Here is a 22,583-nt window from a genome sequence, read left to right as displayed (position 1 = left end):
CCTAGCCCGGCGGGCCGGCGCCGACGCGAACCGTCACGGTCCGCGCCAGCCTCGCCGGTCCGCGCGAGGGCGGATCAGTGCACGTGGCGCGTGCCGGACTTCGGGCAATGGCACATCGCCGTCGGTCCGAACTCGACGCCGAAGCTGCGGCCGTCGCGATGGCGCTGCCAGTAGAACTCCGGCGCCTTGCGACCCTTGCCGCCGACCTCGGCCATGTCCGCGTCGACGTCGAACACGCGGCCGTTGACGGCGACGTAGCGCGTGTCGGCGGTGGCGCGGATGTTCTCAAGCGGGTTGGTGTTCAGCACCACGAAGTCGGCGCGCTTGCCCGGCTCGAGCGAGCCGATCTGCCTGGACAGGCCGAGCAGGTCGGCGCCGTCGTAGGTCGCCGCGCGCAGCGCTTCCCAGTTGCTGAAGCCGCTCTGCGCGAGCATCCAGATCTCCCAGTTCTCCGACAGGCCCTGCAGCTGGCCGTGGCCGCCGGTCTGGATCTTCACGCCGGCGTCGCGCAGCTTCTTCGCCGCGGCGCCGACGGTCTGGTAGTAGTAGTCCCAGTCGGGCGCGGTCTCGCGGCGGATCGAGCGCGCGTCGAGCGTCTCGCGGGGGAAGAACCGGTTGAGCTTCTTGTCTTCCCACACGTTGTCGCGCGCGTACCAGTAGTACTCGCCGGACAGGCCGCCGTAGTTGACCACCAGGGTCGGCGTGTTGCGCACGTCGGTCTGCTTCCACAGGCCGATCACGTCGGCGTACAGCGGCGCGACCGGCAGGTTGTGCTCGATGCTGGTGACGCCGTCGAGGATCATCGGCAGGTTGTGGTTGAGCGTGGAGCCGCCTTCCTCGACCACCAGCATGCCCAGCTCGCGCGCGGCCTGGTTGATCTGCTGATGCTGCTCGCGGCGCGGCTGGTTGTAGCTCTTCACGCTGAAGGCGCCGTTCGCCTGCATGCGGCGCAGATGCGCGCGCGCGTCGTCGAGCGAGTTGACCACCGCCTTGAAGTCGCCGTCGGCGCCGTAGAGGATCGTGCCGGTGGAGAACACGCGTGGTCCGGCCAGGTCGCCGGCCTTGACCAGCTCGGCCTGCGAGAACACCGTCTCGGTGGTCGCGGAAGGATCGTGCATGGTCGTGATGCCGAACGACAGGTTCGCGTAGTAGGCCCAGTTCGCCTGCGGCACCACGCCGGTGAAGAAGTGGTTGGCGTGTGCGTGCGCGTCCACGTAACCCGGCGTGATGGTCTTGCCCTTGGCGTCGATGACTTTCGCGCCCGGCGGGATCGCGACGTTCGCGCCGACCGCCTTGATGGTGTCGCCTTCGACGAGCAGCGTGCCGTTGTCGATGACTTCCTGTTCGCCTCCTTGCGCGTTGCGCATCGTGACGATGCGCGCGCCGGTGAAGGCGAACACGTCGCTCGGGCGATCCATCGGCACGGTGAGGCCGACGTCGACGCCCTTGTCGCTGCCGGGCTTGGGCAGGTCCTTCGGCGCGCCGGGCACGAAGGCGAACGCGTCCTTGAGTTCGCGCGTGTGGTAGTCGCGGCCGACCATCCAGTGCAGCGCGCGCGAGTCGTCGGACCAGTGCAGGTAGGAGCCGACGTCCTTGCTGACCGGCGTCACCGGAATCGCCTTGGTGTCCTTGCCCAGCTCGATCGCGCCGCCGGTCTGCGGCAGCGGTGCGACGTAGGCGTTGAAGAGTTCGGTGAAGGCGACCCACTGGCCGTCCGGGCTCAGGGAAACGAAGTCGACGTACTTGAGGTCGAACACCTCGCGCGGTTCCTCGCCGTTGACGCCGACGCTCATCAGCTTCTTCTTCAGCCCGTCGCCGACGAGATAGAACACACGCTTGCCGTCGGCGGAGAACTGCGGGTTCGCGCCGGACCTGGCGATGCGTTTGGGCTCGCCGCCGGCCGCGGGCAGCAGGTACACGCCGGTCTCGCCGGAGTTGAGGTTGCCGGTGATGGAGGCACCGGCGGTCTTCGCGTAGACGATGCGCGCGCCGTCGCGCGAATAGCGCGGGCCGTAGTAGAAGCCGGGCTCGCTCGTCAGCGTGCGCGTCTGGCCGCCGGCGAGATCGCGTTCGACGATCGCGCCCTGCCGGGCGTCGGACCAGGTCGTGTAGAGCAGCTTGCGGCCGTCCGGGCTGAAGGCCGGCTGGTACTCGAACTGTGCCGCCTCGCTGGTCAGGCGTTCGGGCGCGCCGCCCGGCAGCGACTTCTTCCACAGATGGCCGACCGCGTGGAAGACCACGGTGCGGCCGTCCGGACTGGTGGCGACGTCGCGGATCATCTTCGGCGCGAAGCTGCCCTGGTCGAGCTTCTGCTCGAAGCGCAGCGGCTGCGCGACGGTCTGCTCGACTGCGGCGCTGAACGGGATCTGCGTCGGCTTGCCCTGATCGGCGTCGACGCGCCACAGCTTGCCCTGCGCCCAGATCACCAGGTTCTTCGAGTCCGGCGTCCAGGCGAAATTCGAGTACGGCCCGAAGATCGCCCAGGCCTCCTGCAGGTCGTGCGAGAGGCCGTCCCACAGCGGGCGCACGTCGCCCGAGTCGAGGTCGACCACGTGCAGCACGCTCTTGTCGCGCACGCGCTTGACGAAGGCCAGCGACTTGCCGTCCGGCGACGGCTGCGGGCGCACCGCGCCGCCCGGTGTGGCGACGATCGTTTCGGTCTCGCCGGTCTGTCGGTCGAGGCGCTTGATCGCGTAGATCACGTCGTAGGGGTTCTTGTTGTACTGGAAGAACGGTCCCGCCGTGACGTCCTCGGAGTAGTAGACGTAGCGGCCGTCCGGGCTGACCGCCGGTTCGCCGAGGTCCTGCTGGTCGTTCTTCTGCTTGGTCAACTGCAGGCCGGCGCCGCCGGCGCGGTGGTACATCCACAGTTCGCCGGCGCCGAGCGAGCGCTCGCCGGTGAAGTGCTTGCGGCCGATCAGGTACTGGCCGTCCGGCGTCCAGGCCGGATTGTTGAGCAGGCGGAAGTCCTCCTTGGACACCTGCGTCGGCGCGCCGCCGCCGACCGGCATGCGCCACAGGTTGTTGCCGCCGCCGCGGTCGGAGGTGAAGGCCACTTCCTTGCCGTCGGGCGAGAAGCGCGGCTGCACGTCCCAGGCGGGACCGGACGACAGGCGCTTGGCCGCGCCTCCGTCGATCGGCAGCAGATACAGGTCGCCGAGCAGGCTGAACACGATCTGCCGTCCGTCCGGGCTGACGTCGAGGTCGAGCCAGGTACCCTCGTCGGTGGTGAATTTCACCGTCCTGGTCGGGCCGTGCGCGGCGTTGACGTCCCATGTCGGCTTGTCGTCGCCCTTGTCGGCGGCCTGGGCACAGACGCAGGCGAAGGCGATGCAGGCGGCGAGGGCGGTGCGGCGAAGCGAAGGCATGACGGGGCTCCCGGGACAAATTCCGCCGAGCTTAGGCGATGCGCCACGCGGGCGGGCGGGCCGAAAGTCCCGGTTGCACGGCGGTTCTCTCGCAGAGGCGCGAAAGGGCGCAGGGAGAGAAAATCGAAAGGGCTTTTTCTCGGCGTTCTCCGCGCCTCCGCGAGAAACCAGCCTTTCGATCTCTGCCGTACGGGCACTGCATCAGGCGGCTGGAGGGCGAGGTCGTGATTGAAAAGCGTTGTCTCGCAGAGGCGCAGAGGTCGCAGAGAGAGAAAAACCGAAAAAGCTCTTCTCAGCGTTCCCCGCGTCTCTGCGAGAAATCCGTCTTCTCGACCCAGGCCGCGCGCCTACTCGGCGGATGAGGCGAGCCGCGACGCGCCTGCCGCCTTCCAACGCTCGCGCACCAGTTCGGCGATCGCGGCCGTTTCCGCCAGCGGCGGCGGCTGCGGCGGGCCCTGCAGCGGATCGTCGAGGCGGCGCAGATGGCCGCTGCCGGAAAGTTCGGCATGGAACGCGGCGAGCTTGCCCTCGATCATGCGCGGCGCGAAGGTGTAGACCGGCTTGCCGGTCGCGCAGGCCTCGGAAAGCATGTTGACCGAATCGGGCGTGACGACGATGCGGTCGGCCCAGCCGAGATAGCCGGCGTACGGATTCTCGCCGTCCTGCGTGCCGCTCCAGAACCGGCCGGGAGACGTGCCGAACGCGGCGCGCAGCTCGGCGGCGAGCGCCGGCGGCGTGCGCCGCGACACGCTGACGAGGAAGCTGCCGCCTTCGTCGGCGTGGCGTGCGGCGAGGCGTTCGATCAGCGCGGCCAGGTAGATCTCGTCGATGCGCTGCGCGCGGTTCGAGCCGCCGATCAGCACCGCCGTGCGCGGCGACGGCAGTTCCGACAGCGCCGGGAAATGCGTGCGGCCGGCGCCGAGCCAGTCGGCGTCGACCGCGTTGAGCGCGCCGATGCTGCGGATCACGTTGGCGCCGTCGATGCCGTCGTGCTGCGGCGCCACGACCAGATCGAAGGCGCCGGGATCGATGCGCGGATCGAGGATCTGCACGGTCCAGCAGCGCCGCCCGCTCCAGTCGCGCAGCAGGCGCGTGACCAGTGCGGCGCGGCGGCCGCAGCCGATCGCGATGTCGGGCCACGGAGGCGAAAGCGGCGCGCCGTCCTGGTCGCGGATTGCGGCCGCGGCGCCGAGGATCAGGCGCGGCGCGAAGGCGGACCAGGGCTGGCGCAGGCGCACGCGCAGCACGCGCGGCGGCAGCCCCAGCGCGCGCGCCAGCGCGACGGCCTGGTTCTCGTTGCCGGCGGCGCCGTCGCTGATCGCCCAGCAGGTCGGAAGGTGCGAAACCATCCGGGCAGGTTAGCCGACGCGCGCGGTCACCGCGACCCGCCTTGCGCCGGCGCGATTGTGCTCGTCACGGAAACGATGTTTCCTGCCGGCGTCGCTTGTCGGAAGCGTCGGCACGCTCCACTCTCGCAGGCTGCGGGAAAACGCCTCCGGAACGACCTTCGTCGCGCCGGGTGCGCCGGGGTCGGGGAAAGGCGGGAAACGCTTTCCGACGCCTCCGCCGGCCGGTTTCGCTTTCGGGAAGGTCTGTCGTATCGTCGGGGAACTGCCCCGGCGTCACGCGTTCCAACCGGATCCGACATCGACGATCGATCCGTCTTTTCCTTTCCGACCCATGCCTGCTCTGCCTACAGGAGTTCATCCATGATCCGCCGCATCGCTCTCGCCGCCGCCGTCGCGCTGGTTTCCGCTCCGGCCTTCGCGGCCAACACCGCCTATACGCTCGATCCGGGCCACACCCAGGTCGTGCTGCAATGGAGCCACTTCGGCTTCTCCAACCCGGAAGCGCAGTTCGGCAAGATCGAAGGCACGGTCGAGTTCGACCAGGCCGATCCGACCAAGGCTTCCGTCAACGTGAAGATCGACACCGCCAGCATCAACAGCAACGTCGCCAAGTTCGACGAGCACCTCAAGAGCGCCGATTTCTTCGACGTGGCCAAGTATCCGGACGCGACCTTCAAGAGCACCAAGGTCGAGAAGGGCGCCGCGCCCGACCAGCTCAAGGTCAGCGGCGACCTGACCATCCACGGCGTGACCAAGCCGGCCACGCTCGACGTCACGGTCAACAAGGTCGGCGAGCATCCGATGCGCAAGGCGCCGGCGGTCGGCTTCGACGCCAAGACCACGATCAAGCGTTCGGACTTCGGCATCGGCAAGTACGCGCCGAACGTCAGCGACGACGTGAAGATCAACATCACCGTCGAGGCGATCGAGGCCAAGGCCTACGCCGAGAGCCAGAAGAAGAAGTGATCGTCGGGCGGCGGCGCGCGAGGCGCGGCGCCGTCGTGACGCGTCATCCGGCGTGAACGCCGGGCGACGGCTGCAAGCCAAGCCGCGAGCGGGAAGCCGCCGCGGCTTTGTTTTTTTTCCGGACCCGCAGCGTCAGCCGTTCTTGACGCCCTGCGTCTTCAGCGCTTCCAGTGCGCCGAGGTCGACGCCGCCGACGGCGGCCTTGAGCTGGTCGATGCTGTCGGCCGCGCCGCTGGCCTTGACCGAGAAGCGCTCGCCGACGACGACCGCGTACTCGCCGCGCTTGTCCTGGCCGTCCCACTGCTCGTGCACGAGGCGGCCGTTCTGCTTGTAGGTCTTCTCGTAGCCGCGGTCGGTTTCCTTCTGGCTGTCGAGCGCGGCCCAGCCGGCCAGCGCCATCAGGCCCTTGGCCGATCCCATGTCGACGACTTCCAGCTCCAGGCTGCGGTTCGCGCCGTCGGAATAGGTCGCGCGCGCCTCCGACACCTGCATGCCGAGCGCGCCGTTGCGCTCGGCCGAGAATTCGGTGCGCTTCAGGCCGGCCAGCGTCTCCGGCACGAACGGCTTGAGCACTTCCGGCGCCAGCGCCTCGACCTGGCCGCCGCCGGCTGCCGCGCCGATCACCGCGCCGAGCGCCTGGCTCTGCGCGTGCGCGTCGCCGGACTTCTGCGCCGCTTCCAGCTGCTTGCCGGCCGCCTCGACCTTCTTGCTCCAGGCGTCGAGCTGGCCGGCCGCGCTGTTGGGATCGATCGACACCTGGCCGCCGGCGCCGCTGACCGTGGCGCCGCCCATCATGGCGTTGGTGCCGACCACGCCGGCGACGACCAGCGAGATGATCCAGCCGAGCACGAGCGCGGCGAGGATGCTCACCACGGTGTAGCCGACCGCCTTCTCCTGCGGCGCCTTCATCGTCTGCGGCAGGCCCAGGTACAGCAGGTAGATCGCGTAGATGCCGCCGGCGAGGGCGATCAGGAAGCCGATCCACGGCAGCAGCAGGCCGACGTTGGCGATCCAGCTGGCGGTGTAGGCGTAGGCGACGGTCTTGAGCGCCTGCACCGGGCTTTTCTGGGCGCCGAAGGTCGGGGCGAGGGCGTCGATGATCAGCGCCATCACGTAGACCAGCGCCAGCGACAGCACGTAGCCGAGGATCGCCGCGGTCAGGCCGGCGCCGACCGGGATGCGCACGGTGACGCCGAACGCGCTGTAGCCGATCAGGCTGCTCTTGATGAAGCCGACCACGGCGGGAATCAGCGCCAGGATCGCGATGTAGTTCTTGTACAGGTCGGGCACCGTGGCCGGCTCGGCCGCGATCACCGGCCATTCGGTTTTCGGCGTCATGAGGATCGCCTTGACGCGCGCGATGAGCTTGTTGAAATCCATGAAAAATCCCCTCGTCGTATGGAAACTCCGCGGCGGCATTCTAGGGCAGAATTCCGGCATTCTTGTTCAAGCGGTCTTCACGCCGATCGCACGGTGCCGCGCGGCGGGCCGGCGGGCGGCGTGCTGCTAAACTCGCGCTCCCGCCGCGGCGCCCCGCGAACCGCGCGGTCACCACCGATGGAGTCCCTCATGTCGCGCCCCAATCCCGCGGCGGAAAAGACCATTCCCGCCAATGCGGAGAACCGCTATCGCATCACCCGCGCCGATCTGCCGCTGTCCTGCCCGATGCCGGGCATGTCGCTGTGGAATTCGCATCCGAAGGTCTACCTGCCGATCGCCGAGGAGGGCGGCCACGCGAAGTGTCCGTACTGCGGCGCGGAGTACGACCTGGCCGATTGACCCGCACCGATCGAAGCCGCCCGTGTCGCGCAAGCTCACCGTCGTGCAACTGGTTCCGGCGCTGGACGCCGGCGGCGCCGAGCGCTCGACGCTCGAGATCGCGCAGGCGCTGGTCGCCGACGGGCATCGTTCGATCGTCGTCTCCTGCGGCGGGCGCCTGGTCGAGCGGCTGGTCGCCGCCGGCAGCGAGCACGTCGAGCTGGACGTCGCGCGCAAGTCGCTGGCGAGCCTGGGCCGCGCGCCGAGGCTGCGCGCCCTGTTCGAGCGCGAGCGCGTCGATCTGGTGCACGCGCGCTCGCGCGTGCCGGCCTGGCTGGCGTGGTTCGCGCTGCGCGCGTGGCGCGAGCGTCCGCGCTTCGTGACCACCGCGCACGGCCTCAACAGCCCCGGTTTCTACAGCGCCGTGATGACGCGCGGCGAGCGCGTGATCTGCGTGTCCAACACGGTGCGCGACTACCTGCTGCGCCACTACCCGCGCACCGATCCGGCCAAGCTGGTGGTGATCCCGCGCGGCATCGATCCGGCGCAGTTCCCGTACGGCCACCAGCCGGACGCGACCTGGCGCGAATGGTTCTTCGCCGAATTCCCGCAGCTGGCCGGCGCGCCGCTGCTGACCCTGCCCGGCCGCGGCACCCGCCTGAAGGGGCATGCCGACGCGATCGAGCTGATCGCCGACCTGAAGGCGCGCGGCATCGACACGCGCCTGCTCCTGCTCGGCGCGCGCCAGGTCGGGCGCGAGGCCTACATCGCCGAGCTGGAACAGCTGGCCGCCGCGCGCGGCGTGGCCGACCGTCTGGCGATCAGTGCGCAGCGCGACGACGCCCGTGACGTGTACGCCTGCTCGGCGCTGGTGCTGCAGCTGTCGAACAAGCCCGAGTCGTTCGGCCGCACGGTGGTCGAGGCGATCGCGCTGTGCCGCCCGGTGCTCGGCTACGACCACGGCGGCGTCGGCGAGCTGCTGGCCGACCTGTATCCGGCCGGCCGCGTGCCGCCGGGCGACCGCGAGCGGCTGACCGAACGCGCCGCCGAGCTGCTGCGTTTCGCGCCGGCGATCGCGCCGCTGCCGCGCTATCGCCTCGCCGACATGCAGGAAGCGACGCTGGCGCTGTACCGCGAACTGGCGCATGCCTGACGTGCCGGCGCGCCGGTTCCTGTCCGCCTGGCCGGTCGCGCTCGTGCTCGCGGTGGCCGTGCTGCTGCCGTTCGGGCGCGGCGCCGAGGCGCCGGTGGTGCTCGGCGCGATCGCCGCGCTGGTGCTGCTGGCGCGCGGACGGCTGGACTGGCGCGCCGACGGCAACCGCCTCGTGCTCGTGCTGTTCGCCTGCTACTGGCTGCCCGCCCTGGTTTCCGGCATCAACGCGATCGAGCCCGGCAAGACCTGGTCGACCGTCGCGGTCACGCTGCGCTTCCTGCCGTTCGCGCTGTTCACGGTGTGGGCCCTGCGCCGCGACGCGAGCTGGCCGGCGGTGCGCACGACGGTCGCCGTGGTGGTGCTGTGCTGGGTGGCGGATGCCTACGTGCAGATGGCCAGCGGCCACAGCCTGGGCGGCGCGGCCGAGAAGGAACGCCTGTCGGGCATCTTCGGCGCCGCCAACCTCAAGCTCGGACCGACGCTGGCGGTGCTGTCGCCGTTCGTGCTGCTGGCCGCGCGCGCGCGCTTCGGACGCAGCGGCCTCGCGCTCGCCTTCGTGCTGCTGTCGCCGCCGATCCTGCTCGCCGGTTCGCGCGCGGCCTGGCTCGCCTACGGTCTGGTCTGCCTGCTGCTGGCCTGGCGCGAGACGCGCAGCCATCGCCAGTTCCTCGTCGTGCTGGCGGTCGCCGCGCTCGGCGTCGCCGCGCTCGCCACGCTCGCGCTGCGCGATTCGGAGCGGTTCGGCGCGCGCATCCAGCGCAGCCTGCTGGCCCTGGATGGCACCGAATCCGCGGTCGACGCCGCCTCCGCCGGACGCATCCGCATCTGGCGCACGGCGGCGAAGATGGCGCTGGCGCATCCGTCCAACGGCGTCGGCGTGCGCGGCTTCCGCTACGCCTATCCGCAGTACGCCGCGCCGGGCGACCAGTTCGTCGACACCGCCAGCGACGTCGGCGCCTCGCACGCGCACCAGATCGTGCTCGAGGTGCTCAGCGAGACCGGCGTGTTCGGCCTGCTGCTGTGGCTGACCGGCGCCGGGTTCGCGCTGCGCGCCTGGAGGCGCGCCGACGCGGCCGCGCGCGAGCGCGCGCTGGCGCCGGGGCTGGCTTTGGTCGCGATGTGCTTTCCGCTGAACACCCACCTCGCGTTCTACTCGGCGTGGTGGGGCCTGCTGTTCTGGTGGCTGCTCGCGCTGTACTGCGCGGCACTGGCCGTGCGCGAGCCGGCTAGTCCTGCGGGTCCCGCTTCCGTTCGCGCAGCAGGCTGAGCGCGAAGCCGCCGACCAGCGCGGCGCCCGCGGCGAGCACGCCCCACAGCAGCCAGCGCCGCCACGGCAGCGGCGGCTCGGGTTCGCGCAGCGCGGCTTCGCCGGCGCCGACGCGTGCGGCACCGAGCGTCGCGCGCGGCGGTTGCCAGTCGCGGCCGAGCTTGCCGCGCAGGCTGGCCAGCGCGGCGGCGACCGGATAGTCCGGATGGCGCGCCTGCCGGCTGCCGGCCGCCAGCACGTACGGACCGGCACCTTCGGCGAGGAACACCAGCGTGTCCGGCCGGTAGCCGAGCGTCAGGCGCGGCGCTGCGGCCAGCGGTGTGCGCGCCTCGATGCGCCATTCGCGCACGCGTCCGCCGGGCGGCAGGTCTACGTCGTCGTTGTGCAGGACCTGCTCGCCTTGGCGCAGGCGGAACGCATCGAAGCGCACCAGCGGCCGCCACGGCTGCGCGTCGTCGCCGGTCCTGGCCGAAAGCGCCAGCGGCGCCAGCGCGTTGTCGCCGGCCAGCTCGACGCGCGCGCGTTCGACCGGCAGCGCGGCCGGCAGCGCGTAGTCGAATGCGCCGCCACCGCTGGTCGTCGTCGCGCCGCTCGCGGCAACGGGTTCGGCGCGCAGCCACGCCAGTGGCGTGTCGGCCTGCGTGCGATCGGTCGAGCGCGCCTGCGCCGACAGTCCTTCCAGGTCGACGCCGTCGTCGAGGCGGCGCAGGCGGAAGTAGCGCGCGCGCACCGGCTCGAACGCGAGCGTGCGGCGGTCGATGCGCGTGCCGTTCTGCTCGAGCGCCAGCACGCTGCCGTCGCCGAGTTCGCGCCAGTCCTGCAGGTCGTCGCCGGCGGCGATCGAGAAGCGCGCCGACACGCCGGATTTCGGCTCCGTCCATTGCAGCTCGAAGCCGTCGACGGAACGGCCGAGCGCGCTGGCGTCGATCAGCCAGTCGCGCGAACGCCGGGCGGTGGCGGCCTGCTCGCCGGCGTCGATGCGGCGCAGGCGGCCGTCGGCGTCGCGGTCGATCACCAGGCGCAGGTCGTTGCCGCCGGCCGCGGCCGCGGGCAGGGCCAAGGTCGGCAGCGCGAGGAAGCGTTCGCGCGCGACCGGCTCGGGCGCGGCATCCAGACGCGCGAACGGGACCGGCTGCCCGGCCGCGTTGAAGATCGCCAGGTCGCGCAGCTCGGCGTCGCGCGTCCAGGCGTAGACCTCGGGCGTGAGTTCCACGCGCCAGGCACTGCTCGCGCCGGCCGCGCCCGTGTCGATCGGAAAGGTGTAGGCGTAGTCCGCCGGCGCCGCGGCGGCGGCGGTGCGCAGCAGCGCGGCTGCGGCGAGGGCGAGCAGCAGGCGCGGCATCATGCGTTTTCCTTTTCGGCCGGCGCACGCGCCGGTGCCGGCGCGAAGTAGCCGATCACCGTGCACAGCAGGCCGTAGGCGATGAACGAGGCGATGCCGAACAGGTTGCCCAGGCGCAGCCGGTCGATCAGCAGCAGCTTGGCCAGCACCAGGCCCATCAGCACCGCGCCGGCCAGCCACAGCGCGCGCTGGCCGCGGCGCGAACCGCGGATCCAGGCGAGCACGCCGCCCAGGCTCCAGACCACCGTCAGCGCGGTCTGCGCGGGATTGGAATCCCACAGCGGCGCGCCCCACGACACGCCCTCGTAGTGGTGCACGGCGCGCAGCGTCGCCATCGTGACGAAGGCGAAGCCGGCCACCGCCAGTGACAGCGTGCGCAGCGGCGGCGGGAAATCGGCCGTGGCCGGATCGGACAGCCAGCGCGCCAGGCACAGCAGCAGCCCGATCTGCGCGAGTTCGACCGGGTTGAGCAGCGGCACGAACGGCAACGGCGCCGCGCCGCCGGCATGCGCGAGCAGGGCGACGAAGACGATCGCGCCCGCAATCGCCTGTGACACGAGTAGCGCAGGGCGGTGCTCCGCGAAGCGCTCGCCCACCGGCGGGGCGAGCAGCGCCGGGCGCAGCAGCGCGAGGGCGAAGGCGGCGACCAGCGGCAGCGCGGCCAGGCCCAGGCCCCAGCCGTCGGCGAGCTGCGCGCGCGCGGCGAGCTGGAACAGCAGCAGCGCGGCGGCGGCGGTCCAGGTCCACAGCCAGCACAGGTGCGCCACGCGCAAGGGCAGCGCCGGGCCATCGCGCAGCACGCGCAGGGCGTAGCCGCCGAAGACGGCGTATGCGGCGAGCGCGGCGAGCGGCACCGGGCGGTACAGCGGCGAGCCGCCGTCGACGCCGTCGAGCACGAACAGCAGCGCGACGGCAACCATCGCGGCGGCCGTCCACGCCAGGGCGGCGGACGACAGGCGCCGCCACGTGAGCGCGGCGAGCAGCGCCGTCAGCGAGGCGAACGCGAACGCGGCGTGCACCTGGAAGGCCGGATCGACGAAGCGGTCGATCTCGCCCAGGCCCGCGCCCAGCCACCAGGCCAGGCCCCACAGGTACAGCGGCAGCGCCAGCGGCGGCCGCGTCGGCGTGCGGCCGTGCAGCCAGGCGCTGACGAAGGCCGCGCCGGCGATCAGCAGGGCGCCGATGAAGTTGCCGTTGGCGATCGGCATCGCGCCGGCGGTGCCGTCGACGAACAGACCGAAGCCGAACGCCGCCGCGGCCAGCGCCTGCAGCAGCAGGCCGCTCAGTCGCGGCAGCAGGCGCCCCTGGCGCAGGCCGAGCCAGACCAGGGCCGCGCCTTCGAGCGCGAAGGTGCATGCGGTGGAACGCGCGCTGAGTGCGAGCGGCACGGCCAGCGTGGCGAAGCCGACGGCGAGCACGGCGAACGATTCGCCGAGCACGCGCAGGCGCTCGCGCGGCAGCAGGCGCCAGGCGAGCAGGGCGTAGATCGCCGCCAGCGCCAGCGCCGAATACGCCAGCGGCAGGCGCGCGCCTTCGAGCAGGGCGGCCTGCAGGGCGAACGCGACCAGCGGATTGCCGAACACCAGGGTGCCGTCGACGAGGTCGCGCCGCTGCGGATCGCGGCGCCGCGCGTACAGCACCGGAATCGCCAGATAGATCGCGAAGTAGATCAGCAGGAACGGCTCGGTGCTGGCGAACAGCTCGCTGCGGTAGCGCAGCACGCCCCAGGCGGTGCCGATCGCGTAGGTGAAGAAGAATCCGAGCAGGTTCAGCGCGCGCCACGGCCGCAGCCAGGCGATCGCCAGCACGGCCAGGTTCAGCAGCGCGTAGTAGGCGAACAGCACCACGTGGTTGCCGCTGCCGGTGGAGATCAGAATCGGCGCGGCGAAGCCGGCGAGGATGCCGAGCACGGCGAGCGCGAGCGAATCCTGCAGCACGGCGAGCACGCCGGCGCCGGCGACCAGCACGAGCATCAGCGCGAACGCTGCGCCCGGCGGCAGCAGGCCGTAGAGGCGGAACGCGGCGAAGACGGTCAGCAGCAGCACGCCGATCGCGCCGCCCTGCAGGCCGAGCGCGAAGCTGCGCCGCAGACGGCGCTGGCGCCAGCCGAACGCCAGTCCGGCGATCGCGGCGGCGGCGACGCCGGCCAGACGAAATTCGATCGGCACGCTGAGCCAGCCCTGGTCCGAGGCGAGCTTGAGCAGGGCGGCGACGCCGGCGAACAGCACGAGCATGCCGATCTTGACCGGCACGTTGCCTTCGGTGAACCAGCGCTTGAGCGCCGCGGCGAGGTTTTCGACGAGGCCCGGCGCGCTCGGCGCGGCTTCGGCGGCGCGCGGCGACGGAACGCGCAGCGGCTCGGCGGCCGGCGTCGCGATCGGCGCCGCCGGTGCGGGAGCGGCTTCTTCCGGTATCGATGTCGCGATCGGTGCAACGGCGTCCGTCGCGGCTTCCTGCGTCGGCGTCGGCGGCGCGGCGACGCTCGCCTCGGGCGCCGGCGCAGCCGTGCGCGGACCGGCCTGCGCACGCCGCAGCTCGGCGATCTCGCCCTGCAGGCGGGTCACGGCCTGCGTCAGCGTCTGCAGGCGTGCCAGCACGAAGCCGATGCCGATGCCGCTGAACAGGCCGATCGGCAGCGACTCGGTCTGGAACGCGATGACGGCGCCGGCGACGAAGGCGGCCAGGATGCCCAGCAAGGTCATGCGATCTCCCCGGTCGGTGTGCGCGTCATCGACGGTACACGTCCGCCTCCCCGGGCGGTCGCGTCTTGAAGCGCTTGTGCATCCAAAGGTACTGCGTCGGTGCCGCGCGCACCATGCGTTCGATGCAGGCGTTCACGCGGGCGGTGTCGGCGACGACGTCGGTGCCGGGGAAATCTTCCAGCGGCGCTTCGAGGCGGATCTCGTAGCCGCCGTCGTCGAGGCGGCGATGAAAGAACGCGATCACCCGCGCGCCCGACAGCCGCGCCAGGTGATGCGTCGCCGTGATCGTCGAAGCCGGCACGCCGAAGAACGGCGCGAACACTGCGTCCTTGCCGCGCATGTCCTGGTCGGGCGCGTACCAGATCGTGCCGCCGCTCTTCAGCCAGCGCACGCTCTGGCGCAGCTCGTCCTTGGTGAACATCGCGTCGGCGTAGGCCAGTCGCGCGCGCTTGATCGCCCATTCGAACGCGGCGTCCTCGTGCTCGCGGTACATGCCGGCGATGCGCACGCGCTGCGAGACCAGCCGCGCGCACAATTCCAGATGGGAAAAATGCGCGCCGACCAGCAGCACGCCGCGGCCCTGCGCGCGGGCGGCTTCGAGATGATGCAGTCCCTCGATGCGCAGCGGGATGCGCCCGATCGCGCGTTCCGAGCCCATCCAGGCCAGCGCGAACTCGACCAGCATGACGCCGCTGTCGCGCAGGTTTTCCTCGAGCATGGCGGCGCGTGCGGCCGGGTCGAGCTGCCGATAGCACAACTCCAGGTTGCGCGCGGCGACCTCGCGGCGGTCGCGCAGGCCGCGCGCCGCCAGCCAGCCGAAGCCGCGGCCGATCCTCAGCAGCCAGCGGTACGGCAGGAGAGCGGCGAGGCGGATCAGGCCCAGGCCGATCCAGGCGGGCCAGTGGCGCGGTGCGAGCAGGGCGGGGCGGAACGGCGGGGCGGGCTGCGGCATCGGCGCGATTGTAGCGGCACGAGTGCGGCGGGATCGTCGCGGCGGACCGCGATGCCGCGGGCGGCGGGAATCCTGCCGCCGCGAACGGCGCGACGGTGCCCGGCGGCGCGAAAGCTATACTGCGCCGTTTTCCCGCAGCCGAACCGAGCCGTGTTCCAGCGCTTCATCTACACCCTGACGCTGTACCTGCTGACGCCGTTCGTCGTCTACCGGCTGGCCGCGCGCGGCTTCAAGTACCACGGTTACCTCGCGCGCTGGCGCGAGCGCTTCGGCTTCTTCGCCGACCCGGGCATCAAGGACAGCATCTGGATCCACGCCGTCTCGCTCGGCGAGGTCAACGCGGCCGTGCCGCTGATCGAGGCGCTGATGTGCCGTTACCGGGACACGCCGTTCGTGATCACCACGGTGACGCCGACGGGATCGGATCGCGTGCTGCAGCTGTTCGGCGATCGCGTGTTCCACGTCTACCTGCCGTACGACCTGACCACCGCGGTGCGGCGCTTCCTCGACCGCGTGCGGCCGCGGCTGGCCGTGATCATGGAAACCGAGATCTGGCCGAACCTGTTCATGGCCTGCGCCGAGCGCGGCGTGTCGATCGTGGTGGCGAACGCGCGGCTGTCGGAGAAGTCGCTGCGCGGCTACTGGCCGATCCAGCCGCTGGTGCGGCGCGCGATCCGCTGCGCGAGCTTCGTCGCCGCGCAGTCGGCTTCCGACGAGGAGCGTCTGCGCACGCTCGGCGCGGCCGAGCCCAAGCTTGCCGTGGTCGGCAACCTGAAGTTCGACATGACCGTCCCGGAAGGCGTGGTCGAGAGCGGCGTCGCCTTCCGCGCCGCCGCCGGCGGCGGCCGTCCGGTGTGGATCGCGGCGAGCACGCACGAGGGCGAGGAGCTGGTCGTGCTGAAGGCGCACGCAGCGGTGCTGCGGCGTTTTCCCGACGCGCTGCTGCTGGTCGCGCCGCGCCATCCGGAGCGTTTCAAGCCGTTCGCCGCGGCCTGTCGCGCGTTCGGCTTCCGCACGCTCACGCGCAGCGAGAAGGGCGGCGCGGACCCGACCTGCCAGTGCTTCGTGATCGATTCGATGGGTGAGCTGCTCGCGTTCTACGCGGCGGCGGACGTCGCCTTCGTCGGCGGCAGCCTGGTGCCGGTCGGCGGCCACAACCTGCTGGAGCCGGCGGCGCTGGCGCGGCCGGTGGTCGTCGGTCCGCAGACCTTCAATTTCGCCGAAGTGACCGAGGACCTGATTACGGCCGGGGCGGTGATGCGCATTGCCGATCCCGATGCGCTCGGGCCGGCGGTGGTGCGTCTGCTGTCGCGCGACGTCGAGCGTCGCAGCATGGGCGAGGCGGCGCGTGCGGTCATGGAGCGCGAGCGTGGAGCGGTCGCGCGGACGATGGCGATCGTCGAGGACGTGCTGGCGCAGGCCGGCAATGCGGAATCGGGAGCCGGGAATCGGAACCAGCGTCCGATGCCCGTCGCTCCCGATCCGTAGCCTGCGTCACTCCAGCAGGGCGTTGACCGCTTCGAGATCCTTCAGCTCGACCACGCCGGCCGCCTGCTTGAGCAGCAGGCCGTTCATGACGAACGCGTGGCGCGCGGCCGAGTACTGGCTCTGCGCGTTCAGCAGGGTCTGCTGGCTGATCAGCACGTCGACGATGGTGCGCGTGCCGACTTCGTAGCCGGCCTGGGTCGCTTCCACCGAGCTCTGCGCCGAGACCACGGCCGCCTTGGTCGCCTCGACCTGGCTGGCGCCGGCGATGACCGAGCGATAGCTGTTGCGCGTGTTCGCCTCGACCAGGCGGCGGTTGAACTCGAACTGGTCCTGCGCGAAGTCGCGCTGGTGGACTGCCTGGCGCACGCGCGACTGCGTGTAGCCGCCGCTGAAGATCGGCACGCTCAGCGAGAGCGTGACCGACGGACCCCACTTCGGGTCGCCGGCACCGTCGTGGAACGGACCGCCGAGGCCGCCATAGCGGGTGTCGCCCCACTGCGAGCTCTTGGAATAGTTCAGCCGGCCGGTGATCGTCGGCAGGTGGCCGGCGCGCGCGGTGTTGATGTCCGCGTTCGCGGCGTCGACCTGCAGCGCGGCCGAGCTCAGGGCCGGATTCTGCTTCAGCGCGACGTCGACCCAGGCGGTCGGATCGTCCGGCGTGGGATGGTCGAGCGGCAGGCTCTCGCGCAGCTTCTTGAATTCGCCGGGCTCCTTGTTGGTGAGCCGGCGCACGGATTCGCGCGCGGTGTCGACGTTGTTCTGGTTGCTGATCACGCTGGCGACGGCCTGGTCGTGGTTCGCCTTGGCGTCGTTGACGTCGGTGATCGCGGCGAGGCCGACCTCGAAGCGCTGCTGCGCCTGCTCCAGCTGACGCGCCAGCGCCTTCTCGTTGGCATCGGCGAACTTCAGCGCGTCGATCGCGGAGAGCACGTTGAAGTACGCCTGCGCGGCGTCGATCATCAACTGCTGCTGGGCCGCGGTATACGTGGCGTCGCCGGCCTGCGCGGTGTACTTGCTCGACTTCAGCGCAGTCCACTTGCTGATGTCGAGGATGCTCTGGTTCAGCGACACGCCGTAGGTGCGCGTGTGGCTGGTCGTGGTGGTGCTGGTGTACGGCAGCGGCAGTTCGTTCGGGTCGTCGCTGCGCAGCGTGCCGTCGGCGTCGTTGCCGGTGCGCGAGCGCGTGTAGTCGATGTTCGCGCCGAGCTGCGGCAGCAGGAACGAACGCGCCTGGTCGACGTTCTCGTCGGTCGCCAGCTTGGTCGATTCGGCCCCGGCCAGGGTCGGGTCGGATACGCGTGCCTCCTGGTAGACCTGGATCAGGTCGTCGGCCTGCGCGGCGGATGCGCCGCACGCCAGCAGCAGCGCCAGCGACAGTGAACTCATGCGTATCATTCGATGATCCTCGGGAAGTTGGGGCTTTCCTGTGCCGCGCGCTTCAAAGGGAGAAGCGGCGCGGCGGCTCGGCATTCTTCAGGTACGGCACATCGGTTTCGAACAGGACTTCGTGCTGCCAGTGCGTCTCGTCGACGCGCCGGAACAGCGTAGCCTGCATCACCGGCGAATCGCCGACGATCGCGAACAGGCGACCGCCAGGTTTGACCCAGGAGCGGAAGCGGTCCGGCAGCGCGTGCACCGCACCGCCGACGACGACCGCATCGAACTGTTCGCCGGTCGTGAAATCGCGGACGGCGTCGGCGATTTCAAGGCGGGCGTTGCGAATCTGCGCCGCGGCCAGATGGGCGCCGGCGGTCTCCGACAGGTCGGCGTGCCGCTCGACGCTGACCACGAAGTCGGCCAGGTGGGCCAGACAGGCGGTCAGGAAGCCGCTGCCGGTGCCGATCTCCAGCACGCGGTCACCGGCTTCGGGGGCGATCGCCTGCAGGATGCGGCCCTCGACGATCGGCTTGAGCATCGTCTCGCCGTGGCCGATCGGCAGCGCCAGGTCGGCGAAGGCGAGGTTGCGGTGGCGTGCCGGAACGAACTCCTCGCGACGCACGTTGCGCAGCGTGTCGAGCACGCGCGCATCGAGCACTTCCGAGGGGCGTACCTGGTTCTCGACCATGTTCTGTCTGGCCAGCTCGGTGTTCATCATCGCGGGCAACTCCAACCGGCAAACAAAAGGATCGGGAGCATAGGCACTCCCCGAGCTTGCTGCAATCTACCTTGACGCGTTGCGAAACCGCGAAGTGCCGGAAGTCACCGCGTTCAAGCGGCCGTTCCGGTGCCCGCAGGGAACAGTTCCTCGCGCGTGCGCACCAGCGCGGCCCCGATCTGCGCGGCCAGGGCGGCATCGACCCGCGCGAACAGGCGCAGCGCGTCCGCCGCCTGGGCCCCGCCGCTGGCCAGCTGCAGCCCCAGCCACCGCTGCAGGTGCGCGTGGTCGTCCGCGGACAGTGCGGACAATGTCCGCCGCGCCGCGCTGCGCAGCTGCGCGAGGCGGAACGCTCCGGTGGGGCCGCGTCGCGCTTCGGCCAGCGCGGCGAAGGCCCGCTGTGCCAGGCGCAGCGGCAGAGGGGCGTTTCCGCCGTGGAATTGCTCGCTCGCAGCGGTCGCGGTCGTGTTCATGGAAGGACCCTCGAACCGGCGGCCGTACGGACTGCGACATGGAGATGCTCGATACGCCGACAAGGTTGCATGGTGTCCCTCCTAGCAAGACACGCGCCAATGCGGAAACGGGTTGTCCGGATATGAAAAGGTCCGGCGTCGAGAGATGCCGGACCACCTTGGTGCTGATGCTCTCGACCGCGTCGTCCGGGTGCGGGAGGGGAGATTTCCCGGGCGACGCGGCGAGAGACTTGAACTGGGGCACGGGGACAGGATCTTTCAAGGGCCGCCGGCAGCTCCGAAATCTCCGTCCGGAGCCCCTCCACCTGTTCGGCCGTCGTGCGCAGGCTTTAAAATCGCGCTCGAACTGTTCATGTACCGACCGGTATAGTATAGTAAATGAACTCAGCAGTCCAGTAGTGATGCCATGACTCTAGCCATCGCCAAGTCCTGCGGCCCGGGCCGTCCGAAGGACCTCGAAAAGCGTGCCGCCATCCTCGAGGCGGCCAAGCGCCTGTTCCCGCATTCGGGTTTCGAAGGCACCAGCATGGATGCGATCGCCGCCGAAGCGGGTGTGTCCAAGCTCACGGTCTACAGTCATTTCACCGACAAGGAGACGCTGTTCGTCGCGGCGATCCGCGAGCGCTGCCAGGAGCAGATGCCGGCCACGCTGTTCTCGATCGACCGCAAGGCGCCGGTGCGGCGCCAGCTGGAAGCGATCGGGCGCGCGTTCTTCGCGCTGATCACGCGGCCCGAATCGATCGCGCTGCATCGTCTGATCACGGCCGGCACGGCGTCGTCGCAGAAGCTCGCGCAGCTGTTCTGGGATTCGGGTCCGCGCCTGGTGCACGACGACTTCGAGAAGTTCCTGCGCCAGGAAATCGAGGACGGCCAGCTCGACATCGACGACGCCTCGCGCGCGACGTCGCAATTCTTCGCCCTGATCAAGGGCGAGCTGCACGCGCGCATGCTGTGCGGCTGCTCGCAGCCGATGACGCCGGAGGATGTGGACGCCCACGTGCGGGCGACGGTCGAGTTCTTCCTGCGCGCCTACGCGCCGTGCGCGGAGCGCGCGGCGATGATCAAGCCGGTCGCCTGACGGCCGCGGCGGTCCTCAGGGGGCCGCCGAAAGCCCCAGCCATTTCCGCAGGACGCCCGCTTCGGCCTCGCCGAGGTCGATGAAGCGGAACCCCGCCCAGTAGCGGCCGGGGCGGTGCGTCGGATCGCTCCAGAGCTCGTGCACGCCGACCTCGATCGGCTGCAGCCGGCCGTGTTCGTCTGGCAGCTGGAACGAGAACTGGTACAGCGCGTCGTCCGTGATCGCGACGTCCGCCAGCAGCATCATGCCCTCCAGCGAGAGATTGCCGATCTGGCCGACGACCAGGCCGGTCATCGCGTCGATCACCTGCAGCGGAGCGGCCGGGCGCTTGCGCGGAAGCCGACGTTTCTCGATCACGATGCCTCCTGTTGCGACAGCGCCTCGACGATGGCCTTCCAGGCGCGGTCGATCAGCGAAGACTGCGGCGGCACCTCGATGCGCACCTGGCCGCGCACGATGTCGCGCGCCAGCTGGTCGAGCGTGCGGTCGTCGCAGCGCGCGCCGCGCTGGTTGACGAACAGGCAGCGCCGCGTGACGGTGGAGAACCAGGCGAGCTTGCGCCGCACCGAGGCGCCCTGCTGGTTCAGCGTGAAGACGAACCAGGTACCGAACGGGACTTCGCGCAGGCGTTCGAGCGTCGCCGTCTCGACCGCATTCAGCGGGATCGGCTGCGGCTTCACGGCAGCTTCGACGGGCGCGATCTGTTCGCCGAAACGCGCCTTCACCGGCGCGGTGTCGTCGGCGGGCTGCGGTTGCGGCGGCGTCCCGGCCGCGCCCTCGATTGCGCGATCGAGGCCGGCGATCAGGCGTGCGGTGTCGTCGGCGTGCACGCCGACCTCGCCGAGGCCGGCTTCCAGCTCCTGCCGGATCGCGGCGTCCAGCGCCGCCGGTCCGCCGCTGCGGACCAGGGCCGAGGCGACGGCGAGCCGGCGCCGGAATTCCGCGCTGCTGCTGCCGTGGCGCAGTGCGCTGAGCGCGAGGGCGTCTGTCCAGGCCTGGTCCAGCAGATTGCGTACCGCGTCTGTCGGTGAGCCGTCGCGCAGCGCCTGCGCGATCGCGCCGCGCGCCGTGGCGCGTGCGACCTCGAGCTTCTCGCGGCCGCGGGCGGCGTCGACCTGGCGGCGCTCGAACACCTCCGCGCGCCGCGCCAGCAGCTGCATGTGCCGGCCGAGGTCGGAGAGCAGATTCTCGAACAGCGTCAGGTCGCCGTCGTAGTCGGCGCTGACGCTGTCGACGACGAGGCGCATCTTGGCGGACAGGTCCGGGTCGGAATCGCTTTCGTCGATCCAGCGCTCGCCGGTCTCGGCGATCGTGTTCAGCAGTTCGCGCGCGGGGTGCGAGCGGCGGGTGAAGAAGCTGCGATCGCCGAGCGCGACGCGCAGCACCGGCACGTGCAGTCGGTTCAGCAGCGCGCGTGCGCCGCTGTTCGCGCGCAGGTTCGCGCCGATGTACTCGAACAGCAGGCCGACCAGCTCGATCGTGTCGACGTCGTCGTCGACCAGACGCAGCGCGCTGCCGTGCGGGCCGGCCTTGCGCAGGCGGTCGAACAGCTCGCGCTTGAACTGCGCGGTGTCGTGGGGCGGTTCGTCGCCGCGCGCTTCGAAAGGCGCGGACTGCTCCCGCTGCAATGCGCCGAGCAGGCTCTGCAGGTCGTCGCGGCTGGCCGGCGTGGCCGAGGGCGTCGCGGCCTGCGCCGGGCCGTCGCCGCGGCGGCGGCGCGTGGCGAGCAGCCGGTAAAGCGTATCGAAGAGGCCGGCATCGTCCGCATGCGCCGGCTCCGGCGCTGGCGTTCCGGCGGATGGCGGTTGCGTCGGCGGCGGCATCTCCGCCGAAGGCGTCGACGCGGCAGGGCGCGGGCGCGTGGCGCTCCAGTGCAGATGCGGCAGGATGCCTCGCGCCGCGAGCTGCGCGTTGATCGTCTCGTAGAAGCGCCCGAGCGTCGCCATCGCCGTGCGATCGAAGATGCGGCAGGCATGCACGCGCCTTTCGACGCCGAAGTCCAGATCGCCGAGCGCGTGACGGAATGCCTCCACCAGTCGCGCCGGCCCCAGCGGCAGCACTTCGTAGGGCAGCGCCGGGGTCGCGCCGAGCACGCCCAACCGGTGCGCGATCGCGTACAGCGCCTGGCTGTTGCGGATCTCCGACTTGCCGGCGATCTCGCGCAGGGCCAGGTCTTCCTCGAGCACCGAAGGATCGACCAGTTCGAGCGCGGGCGTGGGGAGCGGAGCGGGTGCCTGCGGAGGCGCACCGCTGCGCAGCCGCGCCAGAGTCGATTCGGCGTGCTGCAGGAAACGCGGCACGAGGTCGGTGCGCTTGCGCCTCAGCTCGCCCAGGCTTTCGAACAGGGTCTGTTGCTGCGCGTTGCTGGCGGCGCGCTCGGCCAGCTTGAACAGCGCGCGATCGATCTCGTCCAGGGCCTGCGGCAGAGCGGCTCCGAAATGCGCGCAGGCGGTGCGCAGCAGATCGTCGAGCGCCGCGCGTACCCGCGGCGGCAGGTCGGTTCGCTGGGACAGCGAAGCAAGCGTTGCGCCGTAGTCGCGAATCGTCCTTCTCCCTGCGGCGACGCACGGGCGGGCGCCGCCGGACGAGATC

General features: G+C 70.9%; 17 protein-coding genes. 6 read left to right on the top strand and 11 right to left on the bottom strand.

The features are described 5' to 3' along the window. Nucleotides 1-74: 74 nt before the first annotated feature. Together ACFO6Q_RS16705 and ACFO6Q_RS16700 are read right to left on the bottom strand one after the other, a co-directional pair. Complete coding sequence (locus ACFO6Q_RS16705) at nucleotides 75-3,368, bottom strand: amidohydrolase family protein (protein WP_380022250.1); 3,294 nt, start codon at nucleotides 3,366-3,368, stop codon at nucleotides 75-77. Nucleotides 3,369-3,715: 347 nt separating this feature from the next. Beyond that, entirely contained in the window at nucleotides 3,716-4,717 is a 1,002-nt protein-coding gene (locus ACFO6Q_RS16700) for a mitochondrial fission ELM1 family protein (protein ID WP_380022249.1), read from the bottom strand. A gap of 360 nt (nucleotides 4,718-5,077) precedes the next feature. Here ACFO6Q_RS16700 and ACFO6Q_RS16695 point away from each other — a divergent pair, with 360 nt between their 5' ends. Then, on the top strand, nucleotides 5,078-5,683 hold the full coding sequence (locus tag ACFO6Q_RS16695) for a YceI family protein (RefSeq protein ID WP_380022248.1): 606 nt from the start codon (nucleotides 5,078-5,080) through the stop codon (nucleotides 5,681-5,683). Nucleotides 5,684-5,815: 132 nt separating this feature from the next. Here ACFO6Q_RS16695 and ACFO6Q_RS16690 read toward each other — a convergent pair whose 3' ends face one another. Beyond that, nucleotides 5,816-7,063, bottom strand: coding sequence for a Yip1 family protein (locus ACFO6Q_RS16690; RefSeq protein ID WP_380022247.1), 1,248 nt, complete (start codon nucleotides 7,061-7,063; stop codon nucleotides 5,816-5,818). Nucleotides 7,064-7,252: 189 nt separating this feature from the next. Here ACFO6Q_RS16690 and ACFO6Q_RS16685 point away from each other — a divergent pair, with 189 nt between their 5' ends. From ACFO6Q_RS16685 to ACFO6Q_RS16675, 3 genes are read left to right on the top strand one after another with little or no spacing between them, the layout of a single operon-like run. After that, nucleotides 7,253-7,462, top strand: a complete 210-nt coding sequence (locus ACFO6Q_RS16685; RefSeq protein ID WP_380022246.1) for a zinc-finger domain-containing protein — start codon at nucleotides 7,253-7,255, stop codon at nucleotides 7,460-7,462. Nucleotides 7,463-7,484: 22 nt separating this feature from the next. Then, nucleotides 7,485-8,594, top strand: coding sequence for a glycosyltransferase (locus ACFO6Q_RS16680; protein ID WP_380022245.1), 1,110 nt, complete (start codon nucleotides 7,485-7,487; stop codon nucleotides 8,592-8,594). Beyond that, a complete protein-coding gene (locus ACFO6Q_RS16675) occupies nucleotides 8,587-9,861 on the top strand; it encodes an O-antigen ligase family protein (protein WP_380022244.1) in 1,275 nt (424 codons plus the stop codon). The genes ACFO6Q_RS16680 and ACFO6Q_RS16675 overlap by 8 nt, the downstream gene beginning before the upstream one ends. On the opposite strand, the gene ACFO6Q_RS16670 is transcribed toward ACFO6Q_RS16675, so the two are convergent. Genes ACFO6Q_RS16670 through lpxL form a run of 3 tightly spaced genes read right to left on the bottom strand, consistent with a single transcriptional unit; the run spans nucleotide 9,821 to nucleotide 14,857 of the window. Beyond that, the gene (locus ACFO6Q_RS16670; RefSeq protein ID WP_380022243.1) at nucleotides 9,821-11,206 is read right to left on the bottom strand and encodes a DUF3999 domain-containing protein; all 1,386 of its coding nucleotides are present in this window, start codon (nucleotides 11,204-11,206) and stop codon (nucleotides 9,821-9,823) included. The genes ACFO6Q_RS16675 and ACFO6Q_RS16670 overlap by 41 nt on opposite strands. Then, on the bottom strand, nucleotides 11,203-13,905 hold the full coding sequence (locus tag ACFO6Q_RS16665; RefSeq protein WP_380022242.1) for a DUF2339 domain-containing protein: 2,703 nt from the start codon (nucleotides 13,903-13,905) through the stop codon (nucleotides 11,203-11,205). The genes ACFO6Q_RS16670 and ACFO6Q_RS16665 overlap by 4 nt, the downstream gene beginning before the upstream one ends. A 25-nt stretch (nucleotides 13,906-13,930) precedes the next feature. Then, nucleotides 13,931-14,857 (bottom strand): LpxL/LpxP family Kdo(2)-lipid IV(A) lauroyl/palmitoleoyl acyltransferase, encoded by a 927-nt coding sequence (lpxL, locus tag ACFO6Q_RS16660; protein ID WP_380022241.1) that lies wholly within the window; start codon nucleotides 14,855-14,857, stop codon nucleotides 13,931-13,933. 150 nt (nucleotides 14,858-15,007) lie between these two features. Between lpxL and waaA the strand changes: the two genes are divergently transcribed. Beyond that, nucleotides 15,008-16,345 (top strand): lipid IV(A) 3-deoxy-D-manno-octulosonic acid transferase, encoded by a 1,338-nt coding sequence (gene waaA / locus ACFO6Q_RS16655; protein ID WP_380022240.1) that lies wholly within the window; start codon nucleotides 15,008-15,010, stop codon nucleotides 16,343-16,345. 6 nt (nucleotides 16,346-16,351) lie between these two features. Here the strand turns inward: waaA and ACFO6Q_RS16650 are convergent, their stop codons facing one another. From ACFO6Q_RS16650 to ACFO6Q_RS16640, 3 genes are all read right to left on the bottom strand, one after another. Then, entirely contained in the window at nucleotides 16,352-17,731 is a 1,380-nt protein-coding gene (locus ACFO6Q_RS16650) for a TolC family outer membrane protein (RefSeq protein ID WP_380022239.1), read from the bottom strand. A gap of 52 nt (nucleotides 17,732-17,783) precedes the next feature. Then, nucleotides 17,784-18,437 carry a protein-L-isoaspartate O-methyltransferase family protein gene (locus ACFO6Q_RS16645; protein ID WP_380022256.1) on the bottom strand — a complete coding sequence of 218 codons (654 nt, stop codon included), beginning with the start codon at nucleotides 18,435-18,437 and terminating at the stop codon, nucleotides 17,784-17,786. Between the two features lie 116 nt (nucleotides 18,438-18,553). Next, on the bottom strand, nucleotides 18,554-18,913 hold the full coding sequence (locus ACFO6Q_RS16640) for a hypothetical protein (protein ID WP_380022238.1): 360 nt from the start codon (nucleotides 18,911-18,913) through the stop codon (nucleotides 18,554-18,556). Nucleotides 18,914-19,319: 406 nt separating this feature from the next. Between ACFO6Q_RS16640 and ACFO6Q_RS16635 the strand changes: the two genes are divergently transcribed. Continuing rightward, on the top strand, nucleotides 19,320-19,991 hold the full coding sequence (locus tag ACFO6Q_RS16635; RefSeq protein WP_380022237.1) for a TetR/AcrR family transcriptional regulator: 672 nt from the start codon (nucleotides 19,320-19,322) through the stop codon (nucleotides 19,989-19,991). A 15-nt stretch (nucleotides 19,992-20,006) separates the two neighbouring features. Here ACFO6Q_RS16635 and ACFO6Q_RS16630 read toward each other — a convergent pair whose 3' ends face one another. Both ACFO6Q_RS16630 and ACFO6Q_RS16625 read right to left on the bottom strand, forming a co-directional pair. Then, on the bottom strand, nucleotides 20,007-20,348 hold the full coding sequence (locus ACFO6Q_RS16630) for a PilZ domain-containing protein (RefSeq protein WP_380022236.1): 342 nt from the start codon (nucleotides 20,346-20,348) through the stop codon (nucleotides 20,007-20,009). Then, nucleotides 20,345-22,486 carry a DUF1631 domain-containing protein gene (locus ACFO6Q_RS16625; RefSeq protein WP_380022255.1) on the bottom strand — a complete coding sequence of 714 codons (2,142 nt, stop codon included), beginning with the start codon at nucleotides 22,484-22,486 and terminating at the stop codon, nucleotides 20,345-20,347. The genes ACFO6Q_RS16630 and ACFO6Q_RS16625 overlap by 4 nt, the downstream gene beginning before the upstream one ends. Between the last annotated feature and the right edge of the window lie 97 nt (nucleotides 22,487-22,583).

It is taken from the genome of Dokdonella ginsengisoli (assembly GCF_042652785.1).
Classification (GTDB): domain Bacteria; phylum Pseudomonadota; class Gammaproteobacteria; order Xanthomonadales; family Rhodanobacteraceae; genus Dokdonella_A; species Dokdonella_A ginsengisoli.
Note: the sequence above shows the minus strand (reverse complement) of the source record. Positions and strands in the feature narration are given on the sequence as shown.